Origin of the sequence: Paenibacillus guangzhouensis (assembly GCF_009363075.1) — a bacterium.
Lineage (GTDB): Bacteria > Bacillota > Bacilli > Paenibacillales > Paenibacillaceae > Paenibacillus_K > Paenibacillus_K guangzhouensis.
On the sequence record NZ_CP045293.1, the window covers coordinates 4,983,119 to 5,006,073 of the forward strand.

The 22,955-nt window shown below is 50.2% G+C and carries 19 protein-coding genes; 5 read left to right on the top strand and 14 right to left on the bottom strand.

Going from position 1 to position 22,955, the window contains the following annotated elements:
- Nucleotides 1–62 precede the first annotated feature (62 nt).
- Complete coding sequence (locus GCU39_RS22400; RefSeq protein ID WP_152395506.1) at nucleotides 63–1,274, bottom strand: ROK family protein; 1,212 nt, start codon at nucleotides 1,272–1,274, stop codon at nucleotides 63–65.
- Between the two features lie 301 nt (nucleotides 1,275–1,575).
- Between GCU39_RS22400 and GCU39_RS22405 the strand changes: the two genes are divergently transcribed.
- Nucleotides 1,576–2,397 carry a purine-nucleoside phosphorylase gene (locus GCU39_RS22405; RefSeq protein ID WP_152395507.1) on the top strand — a complete coding sequence of 274 codons (822 nt, stop codon included), beginning with the start codon at nucleotides 1,576–1,578 and terminating at the stop codon, nucleotides 2,395–2,397.
- 12 nt (nucleotides 2,398–2,409) lie between these two features.
- Nucleotides 2,410–3,339 (top strand): EamA family transporter, encoded by a 930-nt coding sequence (locus tag GCU39_RS22410; RefSeq protein WP_152395508.1) that lies wholly within the window; start codon nucleotides 2,410–2,412, stop codon nucleotides 3,337–3,339.
- 95 nt (nucleotides 3,340–3,434) lie between these two features.
- On the opposite strand, the gene GCU39_RS22415 is transcribed toward GCU39_RS22410, so the two are convergent.
- Nucleotides 3,435–4,268 (bottom strand): M15 family metallopeptidase, encoded by an 834-nt coding sequence (locus GCU39_RS22415; protein ID WP_152395509.1) that lies wholly within the window; start codon nucleotides 4,266–4,268, stop codon nucleotides 3,435–3,437.
- A 337-nt stretch (nucleotides 4,269–4,605) separates the two neighbouring features.
- Between GCU39_RS22415 and GCU39_RS22420 the strand changes: the two genes are divergently transcribed.
- The gene (locus GCU39_RS22420; protein ID WP_152395510.1) at nucleotides 4,606–5,814 is read left to right on the top strand and encodes an MFS transporter; all 1,209 of its coding nucleotides are present in this window, start codon (nucleotides 4,606–4,608) and stop codon (nucleotides 5,812–5,814) included.
- A 110-nt stretch (nucleotides 5,815–5,924) separates the two neighbouring features.
- Nucleotides 5,925–7,157: a threonine ammonia-lyase IlvA gene (ilvA, locus tag GCU39_RS22425; protein WP_152397382.1), complete on the top strand. Its 1,233-nt coding sequence runs from the start codon at nucleotides 5,925–5,927 to the stop codon at nucleotides 7,155–7,157.
- Here the strand turns inward: ilvA and GCU39_RS22430 are convergent.
- The 4 genes from GCU39_RS22430 to GCU39_RS22445 form a co-directional block, all read right to left on the bottom strand.
- Complete coding sequence (locus tag GCU39_RS22430; protein ID WP_152395511.1) at nucleotides 7,154–8,452, bottom strand: MFS transporter; 1,299 nt, start codon at nucleotides 8,450–8,452, stop codon at nucleotides 7,154–7,156. The two genes, ilvA and GCU39_RS22430, sit on opposite strands and share 4 nt — an antisense overlap.
- A gap of 13 nt (nucleotides 8,453–8,465) precedes the next feature.
- Nucleotides 8,466–9,371 (bottom strand): polysaccharide deacetylase family protein, encoded by a 906-nt coding sequence (locus tag GCU39_RS22435; RefSeq protein ID WP_152395512.1) that lies wholly within the window; start codon nucleotides 9,369–9,371, stop codon nucleotides 8,466–8,468.
- A 982-nt stretch (nucleotides 9,372–10,353) separates the two neighbouring features.
- On the bottom strand, nucleotides 10,354–12,258 hold the full coding sequence (locus GCU39_RS22440; protein ID WP_193726584.1) for a copper resistance CopC/CopD family protein: 1,905 nt from the start codon (nucleotides 12,256–12,258) through the stop codon (nucleotides 10,354–10,356).
- Between the two features lie 63 nt (nucleotides 12,259–12,321).
- Complete coding sequence (locus tag GCU39_RS22445; RefSeq protein WP_227793299.1) at nucleotides 12,322–13,380, bottom strand: DUF4198 domain-containing protein; 1,059 nt, start codon at nucleotides 13,378–13,380, stop codon at nucleotides 12,322–12,324.
- A 245-nt stretch (nucleotides 13,381–13,625) separates the two neighbouring features.
- Here GCU39_RS22445 and GCU39_RS22450 point away from each other — a divergent pair, with 245 nt between their 5' ends.
- Nucleotides 13,626–13,844, top strand: coding sequence for a hypothetical protein (locus GCU39_RS22450; protein WP_152395515.1), 219 nt, complete (start codon nucleotides 13,626–13,628; stop codon nucleotides 13,842–13,844).
- Nucleotides 13,845–13,853: 9 nt separating this feature from the next.
- On the opposite strand, the gene GCU39_RS22455 is transcribed toward GCU39_RS22450, so the two are convergent.
- The 8 genes from GCU39_RS22455 to GCU39_RS22490 all read right to left on the bottom strand — a co-directional run bounded on the left by GCU39_RS22455 (nucleotide 13,854) and on the right by GCU39_RS22490 (nucleotide 22,801).
- The gene (locus GCU39_RS22455) at nucleotides 13,854–15,098 is read right to left on the bottom strand and encodes an MFS transporter (protein ID WP_152395516.1); all 1,245 of its coding nucleotides are present in this window, start codon (nucleotides 15,096–15,098) and stop codon (nucleotides 13,854–13,856) included.
- A gap of 15 nt (nucleotides 15,099–15,113) precedes the next feature.
- Nucleotides 15,114–15,713, bottom strand: coding sequence for an ArsR/SmtB family transcription factor (locus GCU39_RS22460; RefSeq protein ID WP_152395517.1), 600 nt, complete (start codon nucleotides 15,711–15,713; stop codon nucleotides 15,114–15,116).
- A gap of 189 nt (nucleotides 15,714–15,902) precedes the next feature.
- On the bottom strand, nucleotides 15,903–16,139 hold the full coding sequence (locus tag GCU39_RS22465; RefSeq protein ID WP_152395518.1) for a hypothetical protein: 237 nt from the start codon (nucleotides 16,137–16,139) through the stop codon (nucleotides 15,903–15,905).
- Nucleotides 16,140–16,156: 17 nt separating this feature from the next.
- Entirely contained in the window at nucleotides 16,157–16,417 is a 261-nt protein-coding gene (locus tag GCU39_RS22470; RefSeq protein WP_152395519.1) for a hypothetical protein, read from the bottom strand.
- 624 nt (nucleotides 16,418–17,041) lie between these two features.
- A complete protein-coding gene (locus tag GCU39_RS22475; protein ID WP_152395520.1) occupies nucleotides 17,042–19,489 on the bottom strand; it encodes a glycoside hydrolase family 31 protein in 2,448 nt (815 codons plus the stop codon).
- 168 nt (nucleotides 19,490–19,657) lie between these two features.
- Nucleotides 19,658–20,953, bottom strand: coding sequence for an ABC transporter substrate-binding protein (locus tag GCU39_RS22480; protein ID WP_152395521.1), 1,296 nt, complete (start codon nucleotides 20,951–20,953; stop codon nucleotides 19,658–19,660).
- 130 nt (nucleotides 20,954–21,083) lie between these two features.
- Nucleotides 21,084–21,920 carry a carbohydrate ABC transporter permease gene (locus GCU39_RS22485; RefSeq protein ID WP_152395522.1) on the bottom strand — a complete coding sequence of 279 codons (837 nt, stop codon included), beginning with the start codon at nucleotides 21,918–21,920 and terminating at the stop codon, nucleotides 21,084–21,086.
- Nucleotides 21,920–22,801 carry a carbohydrate ABC transporter permease gene (locus GCU39_RS22490; protein WP_152395523.1) on the bottom strand — a complete coding sequence of 294 codons (882 nt, stop codon included), beginning with the start codon at nucleotides 22,799–22,801 and terminating at the stop codon, nucleotides 21,920–21,922. The genes GCU39_RS22485 and GCU39_RS22490 overlap by 1 nt, the downstream gene beginning before the upstream one ends.
- Nucleotides 22,802–22,955 lie beyond the last annotated feature (154 nt).

Below are 22,955 nucleotides of genomic sequence, written 5' to 3' on the forward strand. Positions count from 1 at the left end.
ATACGAAAAGCGGCTGAATGCAATTCAGCCGCTTTTTTTTGTCGTCTATATACTCTTATGGGTTAAGGCAGAATCTCTTCCGTAAAATAATCCAAAATCATGCAGCCCGCACCTTGAGCCACGCTGTTGTAGTCCGTGGTCGCCTTCATAATGTCGATCGAGCTATTCGGGTAATGCGCCAGTCTCTTCAGTGCCGCTTCGGATGCAACTTCGTAGAACAGCGGTTTCGGAACGAGCGTCCCCCCGCAGACGACAACATCCGGATGCAACAGGAAGATCAGATTGGAGAGTCCAATGCCGAAGTAGTACGCCGCTTCCTTGATGACTTCTAGACATAGCGGGTCTTCTTGTTCCAACGCATCGAGGATGTGGTGGAAATCGATATCTTCCACTTCGGTCACCTGCTCTTGAAGGAAAGATGGTTTCCCCCGTTTCATCTGTCGAATGACTTCGTCCCGAATCGCTGGGAGACTGCTGTACGCCTGCAGGCATCCATAGGATCCGCACGAGCAGCGCTGTCCATGGATATCGACGATGATATGACCGAAGGCATCCTCCATACCATTCTTATGACTTACCATACGGCCATTCTGGACGACACCGCAGCGTATGCCCATGTCGCTCGAGACGAACACCAGGCTGTCTTTATCCTTCCAATGATTCTTCCGGTACTCCGCTAAGGCGGCTAAGTTCGTCCCGTTATCGAGCAGCACGAGCGTATGATTCCGCTGCGACAAATATTCCACGATATTCAGATCCCAGCCCTCCGCCTTGAACGGATGATGATGGATCGCGCCCCTCTCTGGATCAATGGGATCCAGGACTCCGACACCGATGCCGAGCAGCTTCTCTCTCTTTATCTCATGCTCCGAGAGCAGGAGTGTAATACACTCGGTCACATAATTTAGCGTATATTCGCCTGTACATTGTTCATTCATCTTGAGCTTCTTCGATCCGAGAATATCGAGATTCAAATTCAGGAGCAGCACCGTCGTATATAAGTTCGTCAGCTCTACCCCAATCAAATATTGGGCATTCGGATTAATCTCGTACATGAGCGGCCTCCGGCCTCCGCTCGATTCTCCAAGTCCGCTGTCCTGCACAAGCCCCGTCTGCGCCAGCTCGTCGAGAAGCCGCGCACAAGTCGTATGCTTATAACCCGTCATTTCGGACAAAATATTAATCCTTACCGCACCTAGTTTGCGGATCAGGCTATATAGCAGTTTTAAGCTTTTCGTCTTTGGCGATGTCACGCCAACGAATTCCGTTAACATAATGCCCTTGCCCTCCAGAACCATTCATTTTATCGGCTATGCCTCTCATTATACAACAAATCAATGCGAAATAAGGGTGAAGAACCAACCCTTTTATCATTTTTTGAGTTTTCTTAGTAAAACACACTTCCCTTTTCCTATATTTCTGCGTAAAGGAAGGGTTACTATAGCGTAAAATCACACGATTCGTCCATATTTTCAGAACTCTTTTAATCAATTTGATTTTTAGTTATTTACTTTCGATAGAAGATCCGATACACTTGAACCATACCAATGAATAAACAACTAGGAGGAATGAATTATGCATCACTTAGAGCAAATTATCGAGGCACGCGACTTTCTCATGAACAAGACGGATTATCGCCCAACGATCGGGATGATTTTAGGATCTGGCTTAGGCACACTTGCCGACGAGATTGAAAACCCTTTCAGAATTCCATATAGCGAAATTCCGCATTTTGCAAAATCCGGTGCCGTAGGCCATGCAAATGAACTGGTCATTGGTCAACTTCAAGGCAAGACCGTTGTCGCGATGAAGGGACGGTTCCATTACTACGAAGGCTTCACGCTTGATGAAGTGACGTTCCCCGTTCGGGTCATGAAGGCGCTGGGCGTGGAGAGCATTCTAATCACGAACGCTTGCGGCGCTATCAATACATCGTTCAAGCCAGGGGATCTGATGCTGATTACGGATCACATCAATCTCGTAGGTACCAACCCGCTAATCGGACCGAACAACGATGCGCTCGGTACACGCTTCCCGGATGTCTCCCAAGTATATAACCGTGAACTCCGTGCGCTTGCGGCTGAAGTAGCAAAGGAGCAGGACATGAGCTTGCAAGAGGGCGTCTATGCCTGGTGGAGCGGTCCTGCGTATGAGACGCCAGCTGAGATTCGGATGATCCGTACGCTCGGCGCAGATGCCGTCGGCATGTCGACCGTTCCTGAAGCAGTCGTTGCGGTGCATGGTGGGATGAAAGTGCTCGGCATTTCCTGCCTTACCAATATGGCGTGCGGCATTCTCGATCAACCGCTCAACCATGAAGAAGTCATCGAAGTCGCTGGCCAAGTAAGAGCGAAGTTCGTCACACTTGTTAAAGGCATTTTGCGCCAAATGAATTAATGAGGTGACGTAGTGAAAGGAATCATTTACGTTATCCTCGGGGCGGTCAGTTACGGTATTCTGTCTACGTTCGTCAAGCTCGCTTATGGGGATGGTTTTATCGTCAACGATGTCGTTGGTGCTCAGATGCTCTTGGGCGCGCTGCTGCTCTGGAGTGCCGTATTGATCAGTCGTGTCTGGAGAAGACGTGCAGGGGCGGCATCGGCCAACACCTACGCCAAACCGACGCGCAAAGAGGTGCTTCTGCTCACCGTTGTCGGATCTTCAACCGGGCTAACCGGGATGTTCTATTACCTGGCCCTTCAATATATATCGGCTTCGCTCGCGATCGTGCTGCTCTTCCAATTCACCTGGATGGGCGTGCTGGTCGAGGCGCTCATCAACCGCAAGCTCCCGGGCAAGGGGAAACTGCTGTCCCTTATCCCTTTATTGCTCGGTACGCTGAGCGCGACGAATATTTTTACAACTGGGCTTAGCAAGGTACATTGGCTAGGATTCTTATTCGGATTTCTGGCCGCTACCTCTTACACCGTCTTCATTCTGCTCAGCGGCAAGATCGCAGTGAATGCCAACCCGATGACCAAGACAGCGCTCATGATTAGCGGCGGCTTCGTGATCTGCGCGATCATCCTGCCTCCGACATTCTTAACGGATTTCACGCTGCTCGTACAGCTCGCAGCCAAATACGGCTTGATCTTAGCCTTCTTCGGCCCATTCTTCTCGACGCTGATGTTCGCCAAGGGCGTACCGTTAACCGGGCCTGGTCTCGCATCGATCTTAGGCGCGATGGAACTGCCAACTGCTGTCGTATTGTCGGCCTTCGTCCTGCAAGAACATGTCGGCGCACCGCAATATCTCGGGATGATCCTGATCTTGCTCGGGATTGTGATCCCACAGCTGATGCAGCGGCGAGCCGAGCGAAGTCCATCATTTGGGAAATAGTTATGATTTGATCCTAATGAGTCGGCCATGGCGCGGACTCTCCTCCAAATAGAAAAGAGCGGCTAATCGCCGCTCTTTTCTATTTGCATATTCTTCTATGCTTTCGTCGTACCTGTATCATCTAGGAATTGCTCAAGCGTTACGCCTGCAGCCGCAATTTCCTTCGCGAGATCTACGCCGACATAACGAACATGCCATGGCTCGTAGATATAGCCTGTCACATCCTCTTTGCCTTCGAGATAACGAATAATGAATCCATACTCTGCTGCATGCTCAGCCAGCCATTTGCCTTCCTCTGTATCTCCGAACGATTGCTCCAGACCAAATCCCGCGCTCTCGCTGGATACATCCATGGCAAGGCCTGTCTGATGCTCGCTCTTGCCTGGCACAGCGCTGACTTTCTCCGCATATTCACGTCCATTGCGCTTCACATTGCTGTTAAATACCGTCACTTGGCGCTTGTACGAACGGTACCCGGATACGGCAAACAAATGAATGCCATCCTGCTTCCCGCCTTCGAACAGCTTCTCGAGCGCTTCTGCCGCTTCTTGGCGCATCAGACGCTTCTCAACCTTCTCGTTGAACGAGAATTTGACGTTAGGCTCTACCAAATCAGGCGGCTCATAGCCGTCAGGCAGCGAACGCTGCTTGTTCACGACGACCGCCATCGACTCTGGGTTCGTTACGACTTCTTTATCCCCTTGCTGGGTAACCGTCTTGCTCAATGCATATTCAGCTGCAAGATTCGATGGATTGTTATTTTCGTCAGGCTTCCCTTGTTGCTCTTCCGTATTTCCCTGCTGCCCCTCTGCCGACGTCTCAGAATCGGCATGTACCGATTGTACGATTTCTGTCGATTTACAAGCAGTCAAGCCGACACAACATGCTAATAGCATCGTCATCAATATACGTTTCTTGACTTTGTTCATCACAGTCTCTCCCTATTCTTCATAATTCCACCTGCATTAAGTATAATCGAGTGGAAAATAGGGGTCAACTTCCGACAAAATTTATCAAAATTGTGGGATAACTTCTATTCGATAGCTTTCCATAATGGTACCTCTAAATCTTAAATTGATATTTGATGAAAACTTGCATTGACAGGTTTAACCAACAGACCTACAATACAGTTTATTATAAAACGGCTAAGGCAGACGAACCCTTCGACATCTACGGCGTTAAGCCTAAGATCTCGAGGGGTTCTTTCCAACACTCGGAAGGCTGGCTCGTCTCCCTCATCCACGAATGAAAGGTGTGATCCGCAGGATGACAAATGCAAAGAGCGCAGCTGCTGCGCAGACGGTGTTCCCGATTATTTTCGCGGTATGCTTCGTCCACTTATTGAATGATACCGTCCAGGCGGTCATTCCCTCGATTTACCCGATCCTGAAATCATCGCTAGATCTCAGCTATACACAGATCGGACTCATCGGTTTTGCGCTGAGCGGTACGGCATCGGTCCTTCAACCGATCATTGGCTTGTACACCGACCGCAAACCTATGCCTTATCTTCTGCCGATCGGCGTCGTCTTTACGCTCGCCGGGGTGATTAGCATCGCATTTGCGTCTCATTTCTTTATGGTCATGCTCGCGGTTATTCTGATCGGCATCGGCTCTGCAATCTTTCACCCGGAATCTTCTCGGGTTGCGTTTCTCGCCGCGGGTCCGCGCAAGGGGATGGCACAATCGATCTTCCAATTCGGCGGCAATGCAGGGCAGGCCCTCGCACCCATCATGACGATTCTGATCTTTGCCAAGGTTGGTCAGTTCGGGGCCATCTGGTTCTCTTTCGCCTCGATCATCGCGATTGTGGTCCAGTTCTTCGTCGGCAGATGGTATGCAGGATACCTACATACGGCTCAGCTTGAGCGCAAACAACAAGCGAAACCCATCAAGACGAACCCACTCAATCGCAACGCAACAGCCTTTGCCATCTTCATTCTCATGCTGCTCCTATTCTCAAAGAACGTCTACACCGCAGCGATTTCGAACTACTATTCGTTCTATTTAATGGAGCATTTCCATGTCAGCCTGCAAATGGCGCAGGTGGTGCTATTCATCTTCTTGATTTCGAATGTCGTCGGGCTGCTGATTGGCGGTGCGCTCACTGATCGATTCGGACGACGCAATATTATCTGGTTCTCGATTCTCGGTACAGCACCATTCTCTCTCGCACTGCCGTATGCGAACTTGACGGTATCGATCATCCTGCTCATTCTTGTCGGATTGATCCTCTCTTCCGCCTTCTCTATCATTGTCGTCTACGCGCATGAGCTGCTGCCGGGCAAGGTTGGTCTTGTGTCAGGTATTTTCTTCGGCATCTCGTTCGGGCTTGGCGGCATTGGCACCGCGTTCCTCGGTAATCTAGCGGATGCAACAGGCATCCCTTACATCATGCAGCTTACTTCCTATCTGCCGCTGCTCGGGCTCTTAACAGTCTTCCTGCCAACAGATCAGAAGCTGCGTCAGGCTTAAATCAGAACTCGTAATTCATGGAATGAACGCTTACAATAGTTGAATAGACTCTATGATGCAGAAAGAAGGTATTCACGGTGCAGAACGATTCCCCCGTCAAGACGGTATCTATGGAAGATATCATTTTGGCCCATCACATGTTGAAAAATGTCATCTCACGCACACCGCTCCAGCACGATGCGAAACTATCGGAAAAATACGATTGTAACGTATATATCAAACGGGAGGACCTGCAAATCGTCCGTTCGTTCAAAATACGCGGTGCTTATAATCTGATTCGAAACTTGTCCGAAATCGAACTTCAGCAGGGCATTGTCTGCGCGAGCGCGGGGAACCATGCACAAGGCGTTGCATTCTCCTGTAATGCGCTGCAAATTCAAGGCAAGATCTTCATGCCAAGCACAACGCCAAGGCAGAAGATTACGCAAGTGAAGCGATTTGGTGGACCTTATGTGGAAGTTATTCTAACGGGGGACACCTACGATGATGCCTATGATGCAGCGATGAAGACTTGCGAAGAGCATGGCATGAAATTCGTGCATCCCTTCGACGATCCGAAGATTATCGCGGGCAACGGCACGGTTGGCATGGAAATCTTCGAGAAATTGGATACGCCAGCCGATTATGTCTTCGTGACGATTGGCGGCGGCGGTCTCGCTGCCGGGGTCGGCACGTATGTCAAAGCCGTCAGCCCATCGACCAAAATGATCGGCGTCGAACCGCTTGGCGCTGCCTCCATGCAAGAATCAATGAATTCAGGCGAGGTCGTCCCGCTCGACAATATCGATAAGTTCGTCGATGGTGCTGCTGTCAAACGTGTCGGCAACCTCACCTTCGATATCTGTCGAGATCTGATCGACGACATTATCCTCGTCCCTGAGGGCAAGGCTTGTACGACGATTCTCGATCTCTACAACGAAAATGCCATCGTCGTCGAGCCGGCTGGATCCCTGCCAATCGCAGCGCTCGACTTTTACCGTGATGAAATCCGCGGGAAGACCGTTGTCTGTGTGATTAGTGGCGGCAACAACGATATCGATCGGATGCAGGAGATCAAAGAACGCTCGCTGATCTTCGAAGGCTTGAAGCATTACTTCGTCGTGAATTTCCCGCAGCGGGCAGGCGCATTACGCGAATTCCTGGATGATGTATTAGGTCCGAATGATGATATTACGCGATTCGAATATACGAAGAAAAATGACAAGAACAACGGTCCGGCGCTTGTCGGCATTGAGCTGAAGCATCGCGAGGACTATGATTCGTTAATTGCCCGGATGAAGAAGAAAGGGATCGCTTATAACGAAATTAATAACGATCCTGTTCTATTCAACCTATTGATTTAAACATCTAAGCTGCTGTTGGTGGCACGTCTGTGTCGCAATGGATACGCATAGAAGAAAATAAGTCCAATCAGCAGCGCCAGAATCGGGATCCCGCTTAACATCCAGCGGATCCCGGCGGCAACGCTGTCCGGCTGCACCGTACTCGCGGCATTATAGCCGCTTCGTTCCAAGACGAACCCCATCACAACCGCCTGCAGGGACACACCCCACCGTACAATAAACCCATTCATGCCGTAATACATTCCTTCCCGACGTTCACCCGTACGGCGCTCATCTTCATCAATGACTTCCGCCAGCATCACATCGAGCAAGACCATGACGCCTGCCAGTACCGCACCAAATGCGCCTGCCGTTGCAATCACACCCACAATGCTGCCAACCCACATGAACGGAAGAAGGGCCGCAATGAGCAATACTGTCGTCGTAATGGCGATGAATCGCGTTCCGAAGCGCGCAATACCACGACTCCAAGGATAGATGAGAAGCATCGCGACAACGAATATGGATCCGAGCATCACCGTATTCATCGTATCTGCTTCATGCAGTACATATTTGGTGAAGAACGGAATCGCGGCTGGCAGCAGGGCAAAACAGAACTGAACGCAAAAGCTTCCAAGGACATAGCGGACAAACGCTTTATTTGTTGCCGTATGGCGAATCGCTTGACCGACGGAGAAGGTGACGACCTTGACATCTGGCTTCTCCTTCGAGCCAAGCCAGGAAATGAAGAAGAATACGGCGACAATGACACCGAAGAGCATCCCCATGCTCCCCCAACCCATCTTCGTGTAGAGCAGAGGTGGAATCGCCACGCCGACGATCATCCCAATAATCCCGAACAATTGACGCCACGAAGACGCCGTCGCGCGATCTCGCAGGGAGATGAACATCTCCGGGAACAAGGCCGTCCAGTTCAAGACGAGCATGACAGAGACCATATCGTACAGCATGACCGTAATGAGGAAGTACCAGAACAACGCTTCCCCTTCGACGAACGGTGTCCAGATCAGTGTAAATAAAAGTGCGACCGGCACGATCCCGGCAAGGATATAAGGCTTCCTGCGGCCCCACCGCGAGGAAGTACGGTCAGAGAGATGGCCGAAAATCGGATTCATGACGGCACATACAATGCCATGGAAGACCATGGCGATACTAATAAGCGCAGGGCGTACACCAAGATGATCCACATAATAGAAAACCGCATATGTCGCGAACATCTGCGCGACGAGATTAACAGGAAAATTGCCGCTGCAATAGGCAAGAATATGCCGAATGGACAACCGATGGGTCTGCATATGCATCTCTCCTTTATGAACTGCGCTGCGAATCCATCAGATCGCGCCACGAGATAATTCGAATGCCCGCTTCCTGAATGGTCTGCCGAATCAATGGGTCTTGGAATAATTCCGCCTCCATCCCGCGCTTCGCGGCATGCGGGCTAATTGCTTCAAGTTCGTCCGTCACAAAGGCGGGATGGATGATGAGCTCCGTTAAGCCCGGCCGAATGTTCCAAAGCAGATCGGCCATTTGCTGTCTAACGTTCGTATACGTATCGCCTTCCTCTAATGGATACGGCAGCGACACGAGATCGTCGATCATCCGTACGCCCCGCTCCTCGGCAAGCTGAATGCGAGCCGTCGCCATAGGCAGGAGCGCTTCCGGGAACGATGGATCTTCGATCATGCGGCATGGGAGTCGCAGCGGCAATCCGTAATGGACGCACGCTTCCGTGACCGTCTCCAGGAAATCGCGCCCTGTCGCGAGGCCATACAAGCTGCCCATGTGAATGTCCAGATGTGTCGGCTGGATGCCTAAGCTAATCGCATACTCAATCTGGGCGTATATCTCGCGGTGTACCTCTTCCGCATCCGCTTGCTTCTCGAACGACTGGCAATCTCTTGGGAAGTACTTTTCTTCGTCGAGCAGCGATGATGCGGTGTCCCGGCCGGATACCGGCCCCCAGCGATACCCTTCCCACTCGCTCGTAAAGGTAAGATGCACGCCAATATCGAGCTGCGGGTTGTTTTTGCAGAACACTGCTGCTTGCTTCGCCCACGGGCAGGGCATCATCACCGTAGCGGAAGAAATGTCACCTGCAAGCAGAAGCTTCTCGACCGCCGCATTCGCTGAGCGGCACATCCCAAAATCGTCCGCATTCACGATCAAGAGCTTTTCTTCTGCGCTATATCCTAATTTTTCTGATTGCAAAGCCATAGCTGTCCCTCCTTTATATTCCTACATATCCTTAATATACAATTTATGTGGAAACGCGTACAGAATATGTTCTACATGGGAGCTGTTTACAAGGATAGGAGCTCGATCCTAGGGATCGAGTTCATACCAGTTAATGTGCTAGGCGTGAGGCGAAATGAGGGAATTAACTGCAAAAAGGCAGTTATTTGGGCTCAGAGTAAGCCGGAATGGGTGGATTAACTGCAAAAAAGCAGTTATTTCGCTCAAAGTGAGGCGGAATGAGGGAATTAACTGCAAAAAGGCAGTTATTTTGCTCAGAGTGAGGCGGAATGAGGGAATTAACTGCAAAAAGGCAGTTATTTGAGCTCAGAGTGAGGTGGAATAGGTGAATGAACTGCAAAAAAGCAGTTAGTTGAGCTCAAAGTGAGGCGGAATGGGTGAATGAACTGCAAAAAAGCAGTTATTTCGCTCGGAGCGAGGTTGGATGGGTGAATGAACTGCAAAAAAGCAGTTATTTTGCTCAGAGTGAGCCGGAATGAGGAAATTAACTGCAAAAAGGCAGTTATTTGAGCTCGGAGCGAGGTGGAATGAGGGAATTAACTGCAAAAAAGCAGTTATTTCGCTCGGAGTGAGGTGGAATAGGTGAATTAACTGCAAAAAGGCAGTTATTTTACTTGGAGCGAGGTGGAATGGGTGAATGAACTGCAAAAAAGCAGTTATTTTGCTCAGAGTGAGCCGGAATGAGGAAATTAACTGCAAAAAAGCAGTTATTTGGGCTCAGAGTGAGCCGGAATGAGGAAATTAACTGCAAAAAAGCAGTTATTTGGGCTCAGAGTGAGCCGGAATGAGGAAATTAACTGCAAAAAAGCAGTTATTTGGGCTCAGAGTGAGCCGGAACGGACGAATTAACTGCAAAAAAGCAGTTATTTGGGCTCAGAGTGAGCCGGAACGGACGAATTAACTGCAAAAAGACACCCCCATGATCCATGGAGGTGTCTCCTATTCAGCTCATCGGCGGTGACGTCGTAGACAGGAATCCCGCAACGATGAATATGATGATCGCTAGACATAATTCCGCGCGAATACTGAACATCCAAAGGTTCAACACCCATCCCTCAGCCATACCATGCTCACGCTGGAGATACGGCAGAATAACGAATCGTTGAACACCTGCAAGCAGTAGTATCACGATAAACAGGATGATCTTCCACATCAGGGTCTGCCCATAATCCGAATGGAAAAATGCATCCCAAGTGGTGATCCGTATGAGCGATAAGAGGAGGCCCGTAATCGCTACCGTCGCAATCAGCGGCAGCGCGACTTGTGAGAACCGGCGTACCGTCTGATGGATCTTCTCCAAATCATCACGCTGCTTCGGAAGGCGCCATACCATGACACCAAGTCCTGCGAGTCCCCCGAACCAGACGACAGCCATGACAAGATGGAGAAGGTCGAAGGGAACCGTCACGATGCGAATCGAATCATTCGCCCAAGAATGGCCCGTCATCGGGAACGTTACGGCAATCGCCGTGAGCAGAACTCCCTGCGCCACCATCCGCAGAACAGCATGCTTGGCCAGCGCGAACGAGCTCACGACGAGCACTGCGAGCAATATCGGACGAACCCAGACCACTGTACCGATCAACGTCGAACGAAGCAGCACGCCTGTGTTGCTCCACGCCTCCGCATCTAGAGTGCCGCTTGTATTCAGTTGGACCGCAAGCTGCAGCAGATGAGCGATCCCCGTACATAGGAACACAAGGATAGCCGCGAAAAATACCATCCGTTCTGTCCTGTCAGTGAAGATACGATGCGCAAGGTTGTCAGCAGGCACACGATCTTTGACCAACAAAAACGAGCGAACATACCAGATCCCGCCAATGGCAGACATCGCGAACAATTCGATGACGCGCAGCAGCTTGTTCCAATCGAACGTGATGCCGCTGTCATCCATACCTTCCATATCCCCCATGTCCATCCCATCCATATCATGATGCGAATGATCCATGCCGGACATTTCTTCAGAATCGTTAGAGCTTCCTTGTGAGGAGGGCGTACTGTCAACAGACGCACTTTTATTCGCTCCAACAGCCTCCCCGTCACCGTTCGCTGGCGTCCCATCCTTCGATGGTTCATCACCCTGATCTGCACTGGCAGAAGAAGCGCCACCCGTCGCTACTTCCGTCAGACCCGCCGAGGGTGATCCCACCGCTGCAGATTCTGACGATTCCGTATCAGCCGCCAGAGTCTCTTGACCCGGAATTATCACTTTCCCTTTGTCTCTCACATGTTCAGGAGCGATGGCCTGAATACGTTTCTCCGACGTCACTTGCCCCTTAGACTTCGAAGTCGCTGTATCCTCAGCTTTACCGGAAACGTCCGGCTTCGGTGAAGTAGGCTGCTGCGGCTTCTTGTCTGGCGATTTCGATACGTCCGTGGAAGGATTCACCGCAGTAGTACCCGCGTCCGAATTCAACTGCCCCGAATCGGTGGGCGTATCCCCATCGAGTGAGATCGTGTCATGCGGACGTACCTTATCCAATTTCACGCCAACAGCGAACCGGAAGGACCCTTCAGTCACATGCGTATCCACGGAGAGCACCTGCCATTTGACCTTGTAGACACCATCCGCCAAATCCGATGAAGGCGTTAAGATCAAGACATTATCATTCTCCGTCGACAGCTTCACCGGCACAGCAACGCCGGATCCCGACGACAGCGTCGCCGTGCTCAAATCACTGTTAATATTCTCCGTATAGGTGATTCTGATCTCACGCGGCGCACGAGATAACTCGGATTCCGCGGCCGGGCTCGAACGCTGAATCTGTGCATGGGCATCCACGCCTTGTGGGAACAAGACGAATAGGACCAGCACACCTACGAGCCACCCGATATGGAATTTCTTCATGTTCTCTATCCACCCCCAAAACGGCAAAGAGCCGCCATACATTATGCGGCCCCTCCCTATCTATTACTTCGTAAAGATCAATACGGCGGAACGCAATTCGCCCACAGCATTCAATACTTCGACCTTCGCGCCAGCCGCTTCTGTCGCTGTACGAAGTCCAACTGAGCCCGTCCCTTTATAGTCTACCTGAACATGCTCACGAACAAACGCCGCATCGACCATCGTCACACCATTTTTCACCGTAAGGCCTTGCGCCTCAACAACCTTGCCGTTCACATAGACCGTAGGCACACCGCTCGCTTTGCCTGGCACGACAGCTGAGCCATTCTGCACAATGAATGTCATCGTCGCTTCATAGCTGACACTATTGTATTGGCCTTCTACCTTCTCATCCGTCGAAGGCTTCGCACGCACTAAATAGTAATCGGCAGCACCTGTCTTGAACGTAATGATGCCGTTGCTGTCCGTCTTCAGCTTCTGCGAATCGGACGTTGTCCGCTGGATAATCGATACATCGGTATTGGCTAGAGGTTTATCTTTCAAGAGTAATTGAATCTGCACCTCTTGATCCGGCTTCACCGATGCCGGGTTGAACTTCGGAACAAGCTCGGCACGATCCGGCGTGACATGGGCCTGGAATCCTGTTAAGCTCTGCACGCGTTGAGCAAGAGGAATATCTGCCACGGCTACGAACGACTTCGCGCTGCGTAACGTCCGGCTGGACACCTCGCCGTTTTTGAAAATGCTGTCACCTTCCGCTGAGATAATGTATGCCCCCGGAGCAGATGCCGAGAACTTCGTAATAAAGTCGTTGTTGATGCCGGCATTCGCGTCTTCTTTTTCCTCACCAGTATAAAAGATCGTGGATGTAATGTCTGCTTTTTTACCTGCTGGTGTCGTCACGTACACTTTCGTCGTATCCGTGCTCCATTTACCTGCAATTCGGTAACTGGCATGCTCATTCGTATGGTTGCCGAGCATAAGATCCACATAGCTGACTTCGCCGGATGCAACAATAGGTGCGTTCGTCTGCGACCAGCCGTCATGCGCCGAGACTGGAAACGCTGCTGCTGTGAGTAATAAGGTAGACATCGCGAGTACTGCTAATTTCTTTTTCATCATAGACCTCCCAGATCCATCTATCGAATATGTAACGCTCCATTCATGTCGATTTCAAGCATATAGCAATTCAGAAATGATGAATATCACCCGATCGGGCTATTATTGTTACCGAGTTGTGACATCAGCCTAGGAATATGAACGAAAAGAACGCCCTCATGCGATAGAAGGACGCTCCAACATTTGATATGAACAGGGTTATTTCATATAATAACAATTATCTCTAGCATCAAGGAGCTGAACACATCATGGGTTTTACCGGCATCACCGATTTCATCAACGAACTTAAAGAAGCGATTAACAGTATTAAAGACACCACAACGAATTCCATTAACGGGATTAATCAACAGATCGAGACGATCAGCAATCATATCCATACTATGAACATTCTTCTTATGATTCTCATCGGGGTAAGCGTGCTGCGATTAGGGTTTAGCATTTACAGTTTCGCAAAAAGGAATAAATAGGACCGCTGATCATACGTGTGACTCGAATCCCTTCTCCATCGAAGGTGCGGCTGCTGCGGCCTTCCCACGGAACATCATGTAGCAGATACAACCACCGAGGACGATGAACAATCCTCCGCAGACCACGAGCAGGCGAATCGGCAGCACCGCGTAGATCCAACCGGTCGAGACGAGTGCGATGGTCATAAGACCGATCAGCGTTGTCTGGAACGTCATACTCACACGCCCTTGGTAAGCGTAGTCGACTTTGGTCTGCATTAAGGTCGCCATCCCGATATTCAGCGCAATTTGCCCGAGACTGAATACGACCAGCCCGGCTGCTGTCGCTAACAAATGCGGATAGAGCACCATTGACCCTAGCCCGATCCCCATCACGATCATGCCATAGGAGACGAATTTGTCGAACGACAACTTCATGCGCTGCACGAGCAGGGTACAAACGAGCATGCTGATGCCTTGCACGGACACGAGCACCGCCATCATCGTCTCCGGCAGCCCCAGGAAGTCCGTCACGATGAAAATTTCGAGCACATCAATCATCCCCGCCCCGAATCCAACGAATGCTGCACCGAACAAGATCGGACGAACCGTCGGATGATGGAACGCATAGCGCATACCGTTGGTCAAATCCTCCCACACCGAACGCAACCCCGTCTTCTCTTCTTCCCCCTGCTCCTCCGTTGCCGTCACGCGGATGCTCGAAGTGATACCTGCACTAATCATGAACAAGACAAATACGAGCAGAAACGTCCATCCTGGGCCTAAGAACATATAGAGCGAAGTCCCAACCGCCGGTCCGAGCATAAGCATGGCGCTGAGCGATAATTGGCGAAGGCTTGCCGCGGTCTTCCGATCCTCTTCCGGGACGAACTGCATCGTGAACGAACTCCCTGGTGCTCGGAAGAACAGCGTGCAGATCGATGAGAGAAACGCCGCCAGATACAACAACCAGACAGCATGCACCATATAAGCCAGCGTGAATACCCCCATCATTAAGGCACGGCACATATTCGCACCGACGATTGTCTTCTTCCGATTCCAGCGATCCGCCATCACCCCAACGATCGGACCCAGTACGAAAATCGGTACATATTCTGCGAACAATACCCCCGACATCGCAATCGGAGAATGATTGGACAGATTCAACACAAGATACATCACTGCCATATTACGAATCCAGTCTCCAAGCTCTGAGAACCACGTTCCGAACCAGTATCTACGGAATAGCTTGTTACGCCCCAAAAATTGAATCATCGCAGCACCGCCTTTTTAAGGTGATTGAATATACGCCGATAATAACATCCGAGAAATACGGGTATCGGGTCCTTCCGGGTCTTCCAGTTGAGCCCACTTCTCCATCAATTGTCTCATTTCTTCAACCATTTGCTTATGCTTCTCTTCCGTGAGACTCAATAGGCTACCACTCATGAACGTCCCGTGCCCGCGTTCGGTCTTCTTGCTCTTCTTCTGTTCATCCTTCCGCTCGACCTCTTGCAAGAACCCTTCCTGATAATCGCGAAAATACGATTTCGTAATCAGATATTCACCGGACTTCTCACCCTCTTGCGGCGCCTCGTCTTCCTTCAGCCGAATGTGAATCTGCTTCGCAACAGGCAAATAATACTTCTCAATAACGCCGCCCTTCTCTCTCGTCTCTGTTAAGACGAGCAGCCCTACCTTCGCAAGCTCACGAACATGATAATGCACCTTAGACGCAGGAAGCCCCATCTGATCGGCGATCTGCTTCGAAGTTTTCGGCACCTGATCGTCGAAGAGGGAGAATATTTTAATCCGCAGCTTATTGGAGAAAACTTTGGCCTGCACATAAGAAGTAATTTCATAGACATCTTTATTCGTTGGTTGATTCATCAGTATTCCACCTCGTTGCGTGATTTCTGGTATAGTTTAATTTTTCTGCTCGATCAAACTTTTTTGATCGGTTTAGAAAGATTGTACGACCAACCCCAAATATTGTCAATTCATTTTAAATAAAAATGAAAAAAATGGGCTAATAACCAAATAAAAAACGCCTCTCCGCCGCTCGCAGAAAGACGCTTCTCAAATCAAAATATAGACAAAGAAGTAAATCGCCGTAATTAGTTGGATTGATATGTTTGTTGTTGTGCAGAATCGTTCGGTGAGCTTACCAAGATACGGACTGATATAACGATAGAATAGGAAGAATAAACCAAATTGGGCGATGTAGAATAATATCTCGTAAGGGATCAAATGCTGCAGTGGCTCATTGAGCTTGATCAGGATGAATGAAATGGCAACGAATTCCAGAATAGGCATTTCGTTTGTCCTTCATCTCACCCTCCGCGCCCCAGCATTTGAACACAGTTGGTCGTGATGATGATGAACATGACGATCATGAACGTATTGAACTTCACTTCGCCATACATCAACCCTTGCATGCCAATGGCGATCGCTCCTCCAAGTGAGAGAAGGATCATCATCTTCGCAATTCGGCGCTGTGGGTGCTGCTCGTGTCTTGTTAGCCAGAACAAAAGCCCCACCGCAAGCAAGGCGAATCCTACTACAAGTGCTACCGCTATGATTAATCCTGCCACCAACGCGCCTCCTTGTTTACTTATTTTCCCATATATATTAAATTTACAATTTATTCATATCCAATGCAATTCGTTGTTTATCGCCTTCAGGCCTATCCCTGCCTCAGCACATGCAAAAATATAGCGAGACAGAAGGCCATGTATTTGTAATATAACTGAAACATACCTTTCATGTAGCCTTAATGTTCATCGTTTACTATAGCTACATGACCCCCTTTTAATAAATATATGCTTCGGCCCTACAGCGACGCTGTGGGGCTCCTTTTTTTCTTTCGACTTTCTTTCCCACGATCTATGTTGGATTCGATCCATGAATGAAGGCGAATTTTACCCTCTTCAAGCCTTTATACTGGATTTTTGCATGTTATTTAGGTTGATCCGCTCGTAAACAAAGCTTTTATGCCCTCTATCCTGCAGCAATCCATGATAACCGTATAGACGCGCAAAAAATGCTTCTCTATGTTGCAAAAATACAACATAGAGAAGCATTAGGCGAGCTGCGTATTAAAAAGGTTTATGCGATCACATTCAGCAGCATGATGTGATGTAATCAATCCTTATCTTATCCTGATCCAAAAAATACGCCTACGGCCCTTCTTCAAGGACGCCGCAGGCGTATATCTTCTATACCGTAATGACCAATTGACCGCCTTCATCACGATCCACAACTTGAATATGAAGCACCCGCTTCACATCATCCCATGCCCAGCCTTCATGCCCTGCCTCAATCGACTCCAGCGACATCTTCGTTAGACCCGCAACATCCTGCGGCACGAAGCCCGGCTGTTGCAGCGTGAAGCCCAGCTGTTCGCGATTTACGCGGAACCCTGCTGTATCGCTGTAAGACCAGCGAATCGCGACCGAATCACTGCCACCTGTTACTTGTACAGCAAGCTCGGAGTGTGCGCCCGCTTGGTAAGCGAAGCTGACCCCGTCATCCTCGTACAGCTGATATGTCGCCGTGAATCCCTCTGAGGCCTGTGCCCCATACACATGGAGCGTCACTTTCTCTTCTGCCGCATCATCCGCGCTCTGCTTCAGCACGCCTTCCGCGAGCATCGTCCCTGCCTTCACGTACATCGGCATGATCGCAAGCGGCGCATTCGCCAGAATATGTCGTCCGCCTTCGTGCGCTTCCCCTGTCCAGTAGTCGATCCACGTACCTTCCGGCAAGTAGACCGCACGATGCGTCGTATCCGGACGATACACCGGCGCAATCAATAGATTGTTACCGATCAAGAACTGGTCGCACAGGTTCACGACATTCGGATCGTTCGGGTATTCGAGCAGCAGCGGGCGCAATACAGGAAGCCCGTCTACCGCTGCCTCATGGAACAGATTGTACAGATGCGGCATAAAGCGGTAGCGCAGCCCAATGTATTCGCGTAGGATCCCTTCCGCTTTCTCACCGAAAGACCACGGCTCTTGCCGAACCGTACCGATCGCCGAGTGGTTCCGGCAGTACGGGAAGAACGCACCCATCTGCGTCCAGCGAATGAGCAGCTCGCTCGACGTATCGTGCGCGAACCCGCCAATGTCCGGGCCAGCGAACGGAATGCCGGAGAGGCCCATATTCATCACCATCGGCATCGCGAGCGCCATGTGCTCCCAGAAGCTGCGATTATCTCCCGTCCATACAGCGGCGTAACGCTGAATGCCCGCATAGCCCGCACGAGTAAGCACGAACGGACGCTGCCCGTTCAATTGCTCACGTAAGCCTTCATACGTTGCCTTCGACATCAGCATGCCATAGATATTGTGCAGCTCCTCATGCGTGAGCGGCTTGCCGTTGTTGCCGTGCATCGCATCAAGATCCATCGTCTTGCTCTCATTGAACAGCGCCGGCTCGTTCATGTCATTCCAGATCCCCTGAATCCCTAGGTCCGTATAGAACTTATGCTTCTCGCCCCACCATTCAGCCGTCCGATCTTCCGTGAAATCCGGGAACGCACTCGTTCCAGGCCACACCTCGCCGAAGAAAATATCCCCTTCGAGCTTCTTCACAAAATGATTCTCGCGTACGCCTTCCTGATATGCTGCGTACTTTGCATCCTTCTTCACACCCGGATCCACGATCGGCACGATGCGAATGCCCATGCCGCGCAGCTCCTCGATCATGCCTTCCGGATCAGGGAACCGCACTGGATCGAACGTAAACACGCGGTACTCGTCCATATAGTGAATGTCTAGATAGATCACGTCACAAGGAATCTGCTTCGCACGGAAAGTTCGAGCCAGCTCCAGCACTTCCTGCTGATTCATATAGCTATAGCGCGATTGGTGATACCCGATCGCCCATTTCGGCGGTAAATCCATCCGTCCCGTCAATCCGGTGTAACGCTTCACGACATCCTTGAGCTCTGGCCCATGGATGAAATACAAATCGTAAGCTCCGGTTGAACATCCGATCTTGAACAGCGTCTCCTGCGAACGCATGTCGAAATCCGAGCGGCCCGGATTATCGAGGAACAAGCCATAACTGCGGCCATCCACCATATGAATCAGGAGCGGAATCGACTCGTAGAGCGCCTCGATCTCTGGTACGTGCGGCGCATAGACATCCGTATTCCAATTCGTATATTTCTCCCCGCGCTTATCGAGGAAGCTTGTCTTCTCGCCAAGACCGTAGAAATGCGAGTCTTCCGGCATCGCGTAGAGCGCATGCATCTCACCGCGCGCATTCCAAGCCACAGGCTGCTGTTGCATGATCAATCGTCCATTCAGATCTTCGACAGCTAAGCTCAAGTCACGCTTATCCATCGCCACTTGGATCGACATCGTACGGAACACAACCCGCTCTGCTTCCTCCGACACACTTACGTTAACGCTTCCTGATTGCGGAAGCACCGCGACCGTCGTGGTGAGATCCACCTGCTCGCCGTGGAATATTTTCGCCCGGAACACATTATCGCTTAGGAATACGATCGCCGCACTCCCTTTCGTTCCACGGCAGATGTAGGCATTCCCCTCCTGCTCCAACGCTGTAAACTCTCCGAGATGCTGCCATAATGCAGGCTCATGCACCTGTCCATACTTATCCGGCTTAATCGCCGCGCTTCCATCCAATGCCATTACGTTCCCTCCCAAGTTATACCCCACCAAGTGAGGCTTTGCTTTGATGTTCATCCAGGCACTTTGCGTGGACCCCGAATTTTATGCTTCTTAAAGAAAAAGGGCCCTGTTCACCAGAGCCCTCCCCTTTCCTAAGTGTCTAACCGCGTAGATTCTTGCTGCATAGCCTTATTTCTTCGATAGACCTTCCCAAGCTTTTTGAAGTCCGTCGAACAAGCCGGTTTTATCCGATTTCCCTGCAATGTACGCCTGCATCGCGTTACCGAATTCGTTCATGCCGCCATCCGGGAATTTGTTGAAGTTCCAGCTTAGCACTTTGCCTTCTTTGCTGTATTTCACCACTTCAGCGCCTAATTGACCAAGATCTTCGCTTGTTGCGTCAATGTTCGTGAACGCTGGAATGAACTTGAATTCTTTCGTAATATAACGTTTACCTACATCGGAGCTTACGAGCCAGTTCAAGAATTCTTTCGCTTCTGGTTTAACCTTCGAGTTCTTGTTCACAACCCAGTTGTTTGGTACACCGACGTAGATGTTGTCGTTCTCAGCAGCATTATCGCTAACTGGCATTGGGAGGATACCAATGTTCGCCTTTGGATTAATGCCGTTAATTTGTACCTGCGTCCAGTTGCCTTGCTGCGTCATTGCCGCTTCACCGCTTGCGAACATCGTCATTTCCGTGTTGTAGTCGGTTGTCAGCGGATTTTTGTTGCCGTATTTAATCGTCAAATCCAAGAGTTTCGCCCAGTTCTCGAAAACAGGGTTGCCAGGAATTTTAGCCGATCCATCATTCAAACCGTTGATGAACGCATCCGGATCCTTCTGATGAGCAAAGGCTACGTTCAGGTTATGAAGTCCAAGGATCCAAGTCTCTTGATAGCCGTTCGCGAATGGCGTAACACCGATTGCTTGCAATTTTTTCGCTGCGTCTTCTAACTGAGTCAATGTTTTAGGCGTCTCGGTAATGCCCGCTTTTGCGAACAAATCCTTGTTATAGAGGAAGCCGTAGCCTTCGAGGTTCATCGGCATGCCGTAGATTTTGCCATCCTTCGTCATCGGCTGCTTCGCTACTTCCACCGTATCTTTGACCCAAGGTTGATCGGACATATCTTCCAAGCTGTTGATCCATGTATCCAGTTCGCGATAACCGCCGTTATTGAAAATATCCGGTTCGTCGCCCGAAGCGAACTTCGCCTTCAGCGCCGCGCCATAGTCGGAACCTCCGCCTACCGTCTGAATGTCCAGCTTAATGCCGGGATGCGTGCTCTCATATTCCGCTTTCAGCTTGTTCAATGCTTCCGCAATTTCAACTTTGAATTGGAAAATCTTAATTGTCTTCGTCTCTGTACCGCCGTTATCAGTGGCACCGCTTGCACCTTTTTCCTCGGATTTTCCGCCGCATGCTGCGAGCGCCATCGACAATGTCAGGAGTAGAACGAGGGACAGTTTCGTTTTCTTTTGCATAAATAATGACCTCCCTTAAGGATCTATCAATTAAGTTCGTAAAATCATCTTACACCCTCATTGTAGAGGGGATTGCATCTTAGTTAACCGTAGAATATTGATCAATGAGGTAGACGGAAGTGACATTCGCTTACCCCTTCACCGCGCCTTGCGTAATCCCTTCGATAATGTACTTCTGCATCATGAGGAAGAAGATAATGATTGGCAGAACGCCCATGACGAGTGCCGGAAGCGCAAGATCCCACTGCTTCGTATATTGTCCGAAGAACGCGAACGTCGCGATCGGAATCGTGCGAAGTTCAGGTGATTGCAGCATCAGGGACGGCAACAGATAGTCGTTCCAGATCCAGAGCGCATTCAGGATAAAGACGGTGACGAGCATCGGCTTCATCAGCGGTAATACGATGCGGAAGAATACGCCGTATGTGTTCGTACCATCGACTGTTGCCGCCTCCTCGATCTCAAGCGGAATCGACTTCACGAAGCCATGGAGCAGGAACACCGACATCGGAATGCCGAAGCCCAAATAACATACGACCAGTCCGGGAATACTGTTCATCAATCCGACAGTGCTCGTTACCTTCACGAGCGGAATCATGATGGATTGGAATGGCACGACCATCGCCGCGACGAAGATCACGAACAAAATCCGGTTAAATGCCGTGTTCTGCCGAACCATCCGATACGCCGCCATCGCGCTGACCAGAACCAGCAACACATTGCTGACAACGGTAATAACGAAGGAGTTGATAAAGGCCGTCGGGAACTTCGTAATCTCGAAAGCTCTCGCATAGTTGCCCCATTCGATCGACTTCGGCAGACTCGCGGCATTAGTGAGCAGGTCACCGAAGCTCTTGACCGAATTGACGAACAAGAAGTAGAACGGAACCAGGAACAACAGCGCCACGAGCAGCATGATGATCTCGGTGATGGCTAGGCCGGTACGACTGTTTTTAGTGATATCCATTAGGCTTCAACCTCCTTGCTCTTCGTCAATTTCACTTGCAATGTCGTGATGACAGCTACAATGATAAAGAATATAATCGCTTTGGCCGTTCCGAGACCATATCGGTTCTTCGAGAAGGCTTCGTTATAGATGTTCATCGCGACCGATTCGGTAGAACCGAACGGACCGCCTTTAGTGAGCGATAAGTTCAGGTCGAACATTTTGAACGACCACGAGATCGCGAGGAACAGACAGACCGTCGCAGCAGGCATGATCAGCGGAATGATGATCGAACGAAGCACCTGGCCTCTGCTCGCGCCATCAATCTCGGCTGCCTCTAGAATATCCTTCGGCACGTTGTTGAGCGATGAGATGTAGATGACCATCAGGTAACCCGCCGTCTGCCAGACGAAGACGATGACGATCGCCCAGAATGCCGTATTCTCGGTTCCGAGCCATGGTAGATTGAAGAATGGAATCCCCGTGACGTCGCCGATCGCAGCGAACCCTTTTACGAAGATGAACTGCCAGATGAAGCCGAGCAATAGTCCGCCGATCACGTTCGGCATGAAGAATACCGTCCGCAAGAAATTGCGGCTTTTCAGTTTTTTCGTCAAAAAGTAGGCGAGCGTAAATCCGAGCACATTCGTTAAAATTACACCGAGAACGGTAAATTTCGTCGTGAACCAGAACGAATCGCGAAATACGGTATCATTCGTTAAAATTTGTTTATAATTGTCGAGGCCAACCCAAGCAACCTCGCCGGAAACACCGTTCCAATCGGTGAAGGAATAATAAAGTCCCAGTATGAACGGAACTACGATGATGAGAGCGAAGAATATTAGCGCAGGACCGACGAACACAAGCTGCTGCGTCCATTGCGAAGTTCTTTTGTGATGCATCCCGATCTCCCCTTTGCACATTTCATTTTTTGCTTATAATTAGTATGCGAGAATCGAAGCTGCAAAAGAACGTACGATATTAAACCATTAGGGAGACAATATTGACCTCTCGGCACAACGTTGACCACATCAGAAAGCACAATCTTTTCTGATT

Bases quoted from the DNA above. Each gene is read 5' to 3' on its own strand.
- GCU39_RS22450 (WP_152395515.1), top strand. From the start codon at position 13,626: ATGGGTTTTACCGGCATCACCGATTTCATCAACGAACTTAAAGAAGCG.
- GCU39_RS22485 (WP_152395522.1), bottom strand. From the start codon at position 21,920: ATGGATATCACTAAAAACAGTCGTACCGGCCTAGCCATCACCGAGATC.
- GCU39_RS22400 (WP_152395506.1), bottom strand. From the start codon at position 1,274: ATGTTAACGGAATTCGTTGGCGTGACATCGCCAAAGACGAAAAGCTTA.
- GCU39_RS22475 (WP_152395520.1), bottom strand. From the start codon at position 19,489: ATGGCATTGGATGGAAGCGCGGCGATTAAGCCGGATAAGTATGGACAG.
- GCU39_RS22415 (WP_152395509.1), bottom strand. From the start codon at position 4,268: ATGAACAAAGTCAAGAAACGTATATTGATGACGATGCTATTAGCATGT.
- GCU39_RS22480 (WP_152395521.1), bottom strand. From the start codon at position 20,953: ATGCAAAAGAAAACGAAACTGTCCCTCGTTCTACTCCTGACATTGTCG.
- GCU39_RS22405 (WP_152395507.1), top strand. From the start codon at position 1,576: ATGCATCACTTAGAGCAAATTATCGAGGCACGCGACTTTCTCATGAAC.
- GCU39_RS22460 (WP_152395517.1), bottom strand. From the start codon at position 15,713: ATGAATCAACCAACGAATAAAGATGTCTATGAAATTACTTCTTATGTG.
- GCU39_RS22420 (WP_152395510.1), top strand. From the start codon at position 4,606: ATGACAAATGCAAAGAGCGCAGCTGCTGCGCAGACGGTGTTCCCGATT.
- GCU39_RS22440 (WP_193726584.1), bottom strand. From the start codon at position 12,258: ATGAAGAAATTCCATATCGGGTGGCTCGTAGGTGTGCTGGTCCTATTC.
- GCU39_RS22455 (WP_152395516.1), bottom strand. From the start codon at position 15,098: ATGATTCAATTTTTGGGGCGTAACAAGCTATTCCGTAGATACTGGTTC.
- ilvA (WP_152397382.1), top strand. From the start codon at position 5,925: ATGGAAGATATCATTTTGGCCCATCACATGTTGAAAAATGTCATCTCA.
- GCU39_RS22435 (WP_152395512.1), bottom strand. From the start codon at position 9,371: ATGGCTTTGCAATCAGAAAAATTAGGATATAGCGCAGAAGAAAAGCTC.
- GCU39_RS22465 (WP_152395518.1), bottom strand. From the start codon at position 16,139: ATGCCTATTCTGGAATTCGTTGCCATTTCATTCATCCTGATCAAGCTC.
- GCU39_RS22490 (WP_152395523.1), bottom strand. From the start codon at position 22,801: ATGCATCACAAAAGAACTTCGCAATGGACGCAGCAGCTTGTGTTCGTC.
- GCU39_RS22445 (WP_227793299.1), bottom strand. From the start codon at position 13,380: ATGATGAAAAAGAAATTAGCAGTACTCGCGATGTCTACCTTATTACTC.
- GCU39_RS22430 (WP_152395511.1), bottom strand. From the start codon at position 8,452: ATGCAGACCCATCGGTTGTCCATTCGGCATATTCTTGCCTATTGCAGC.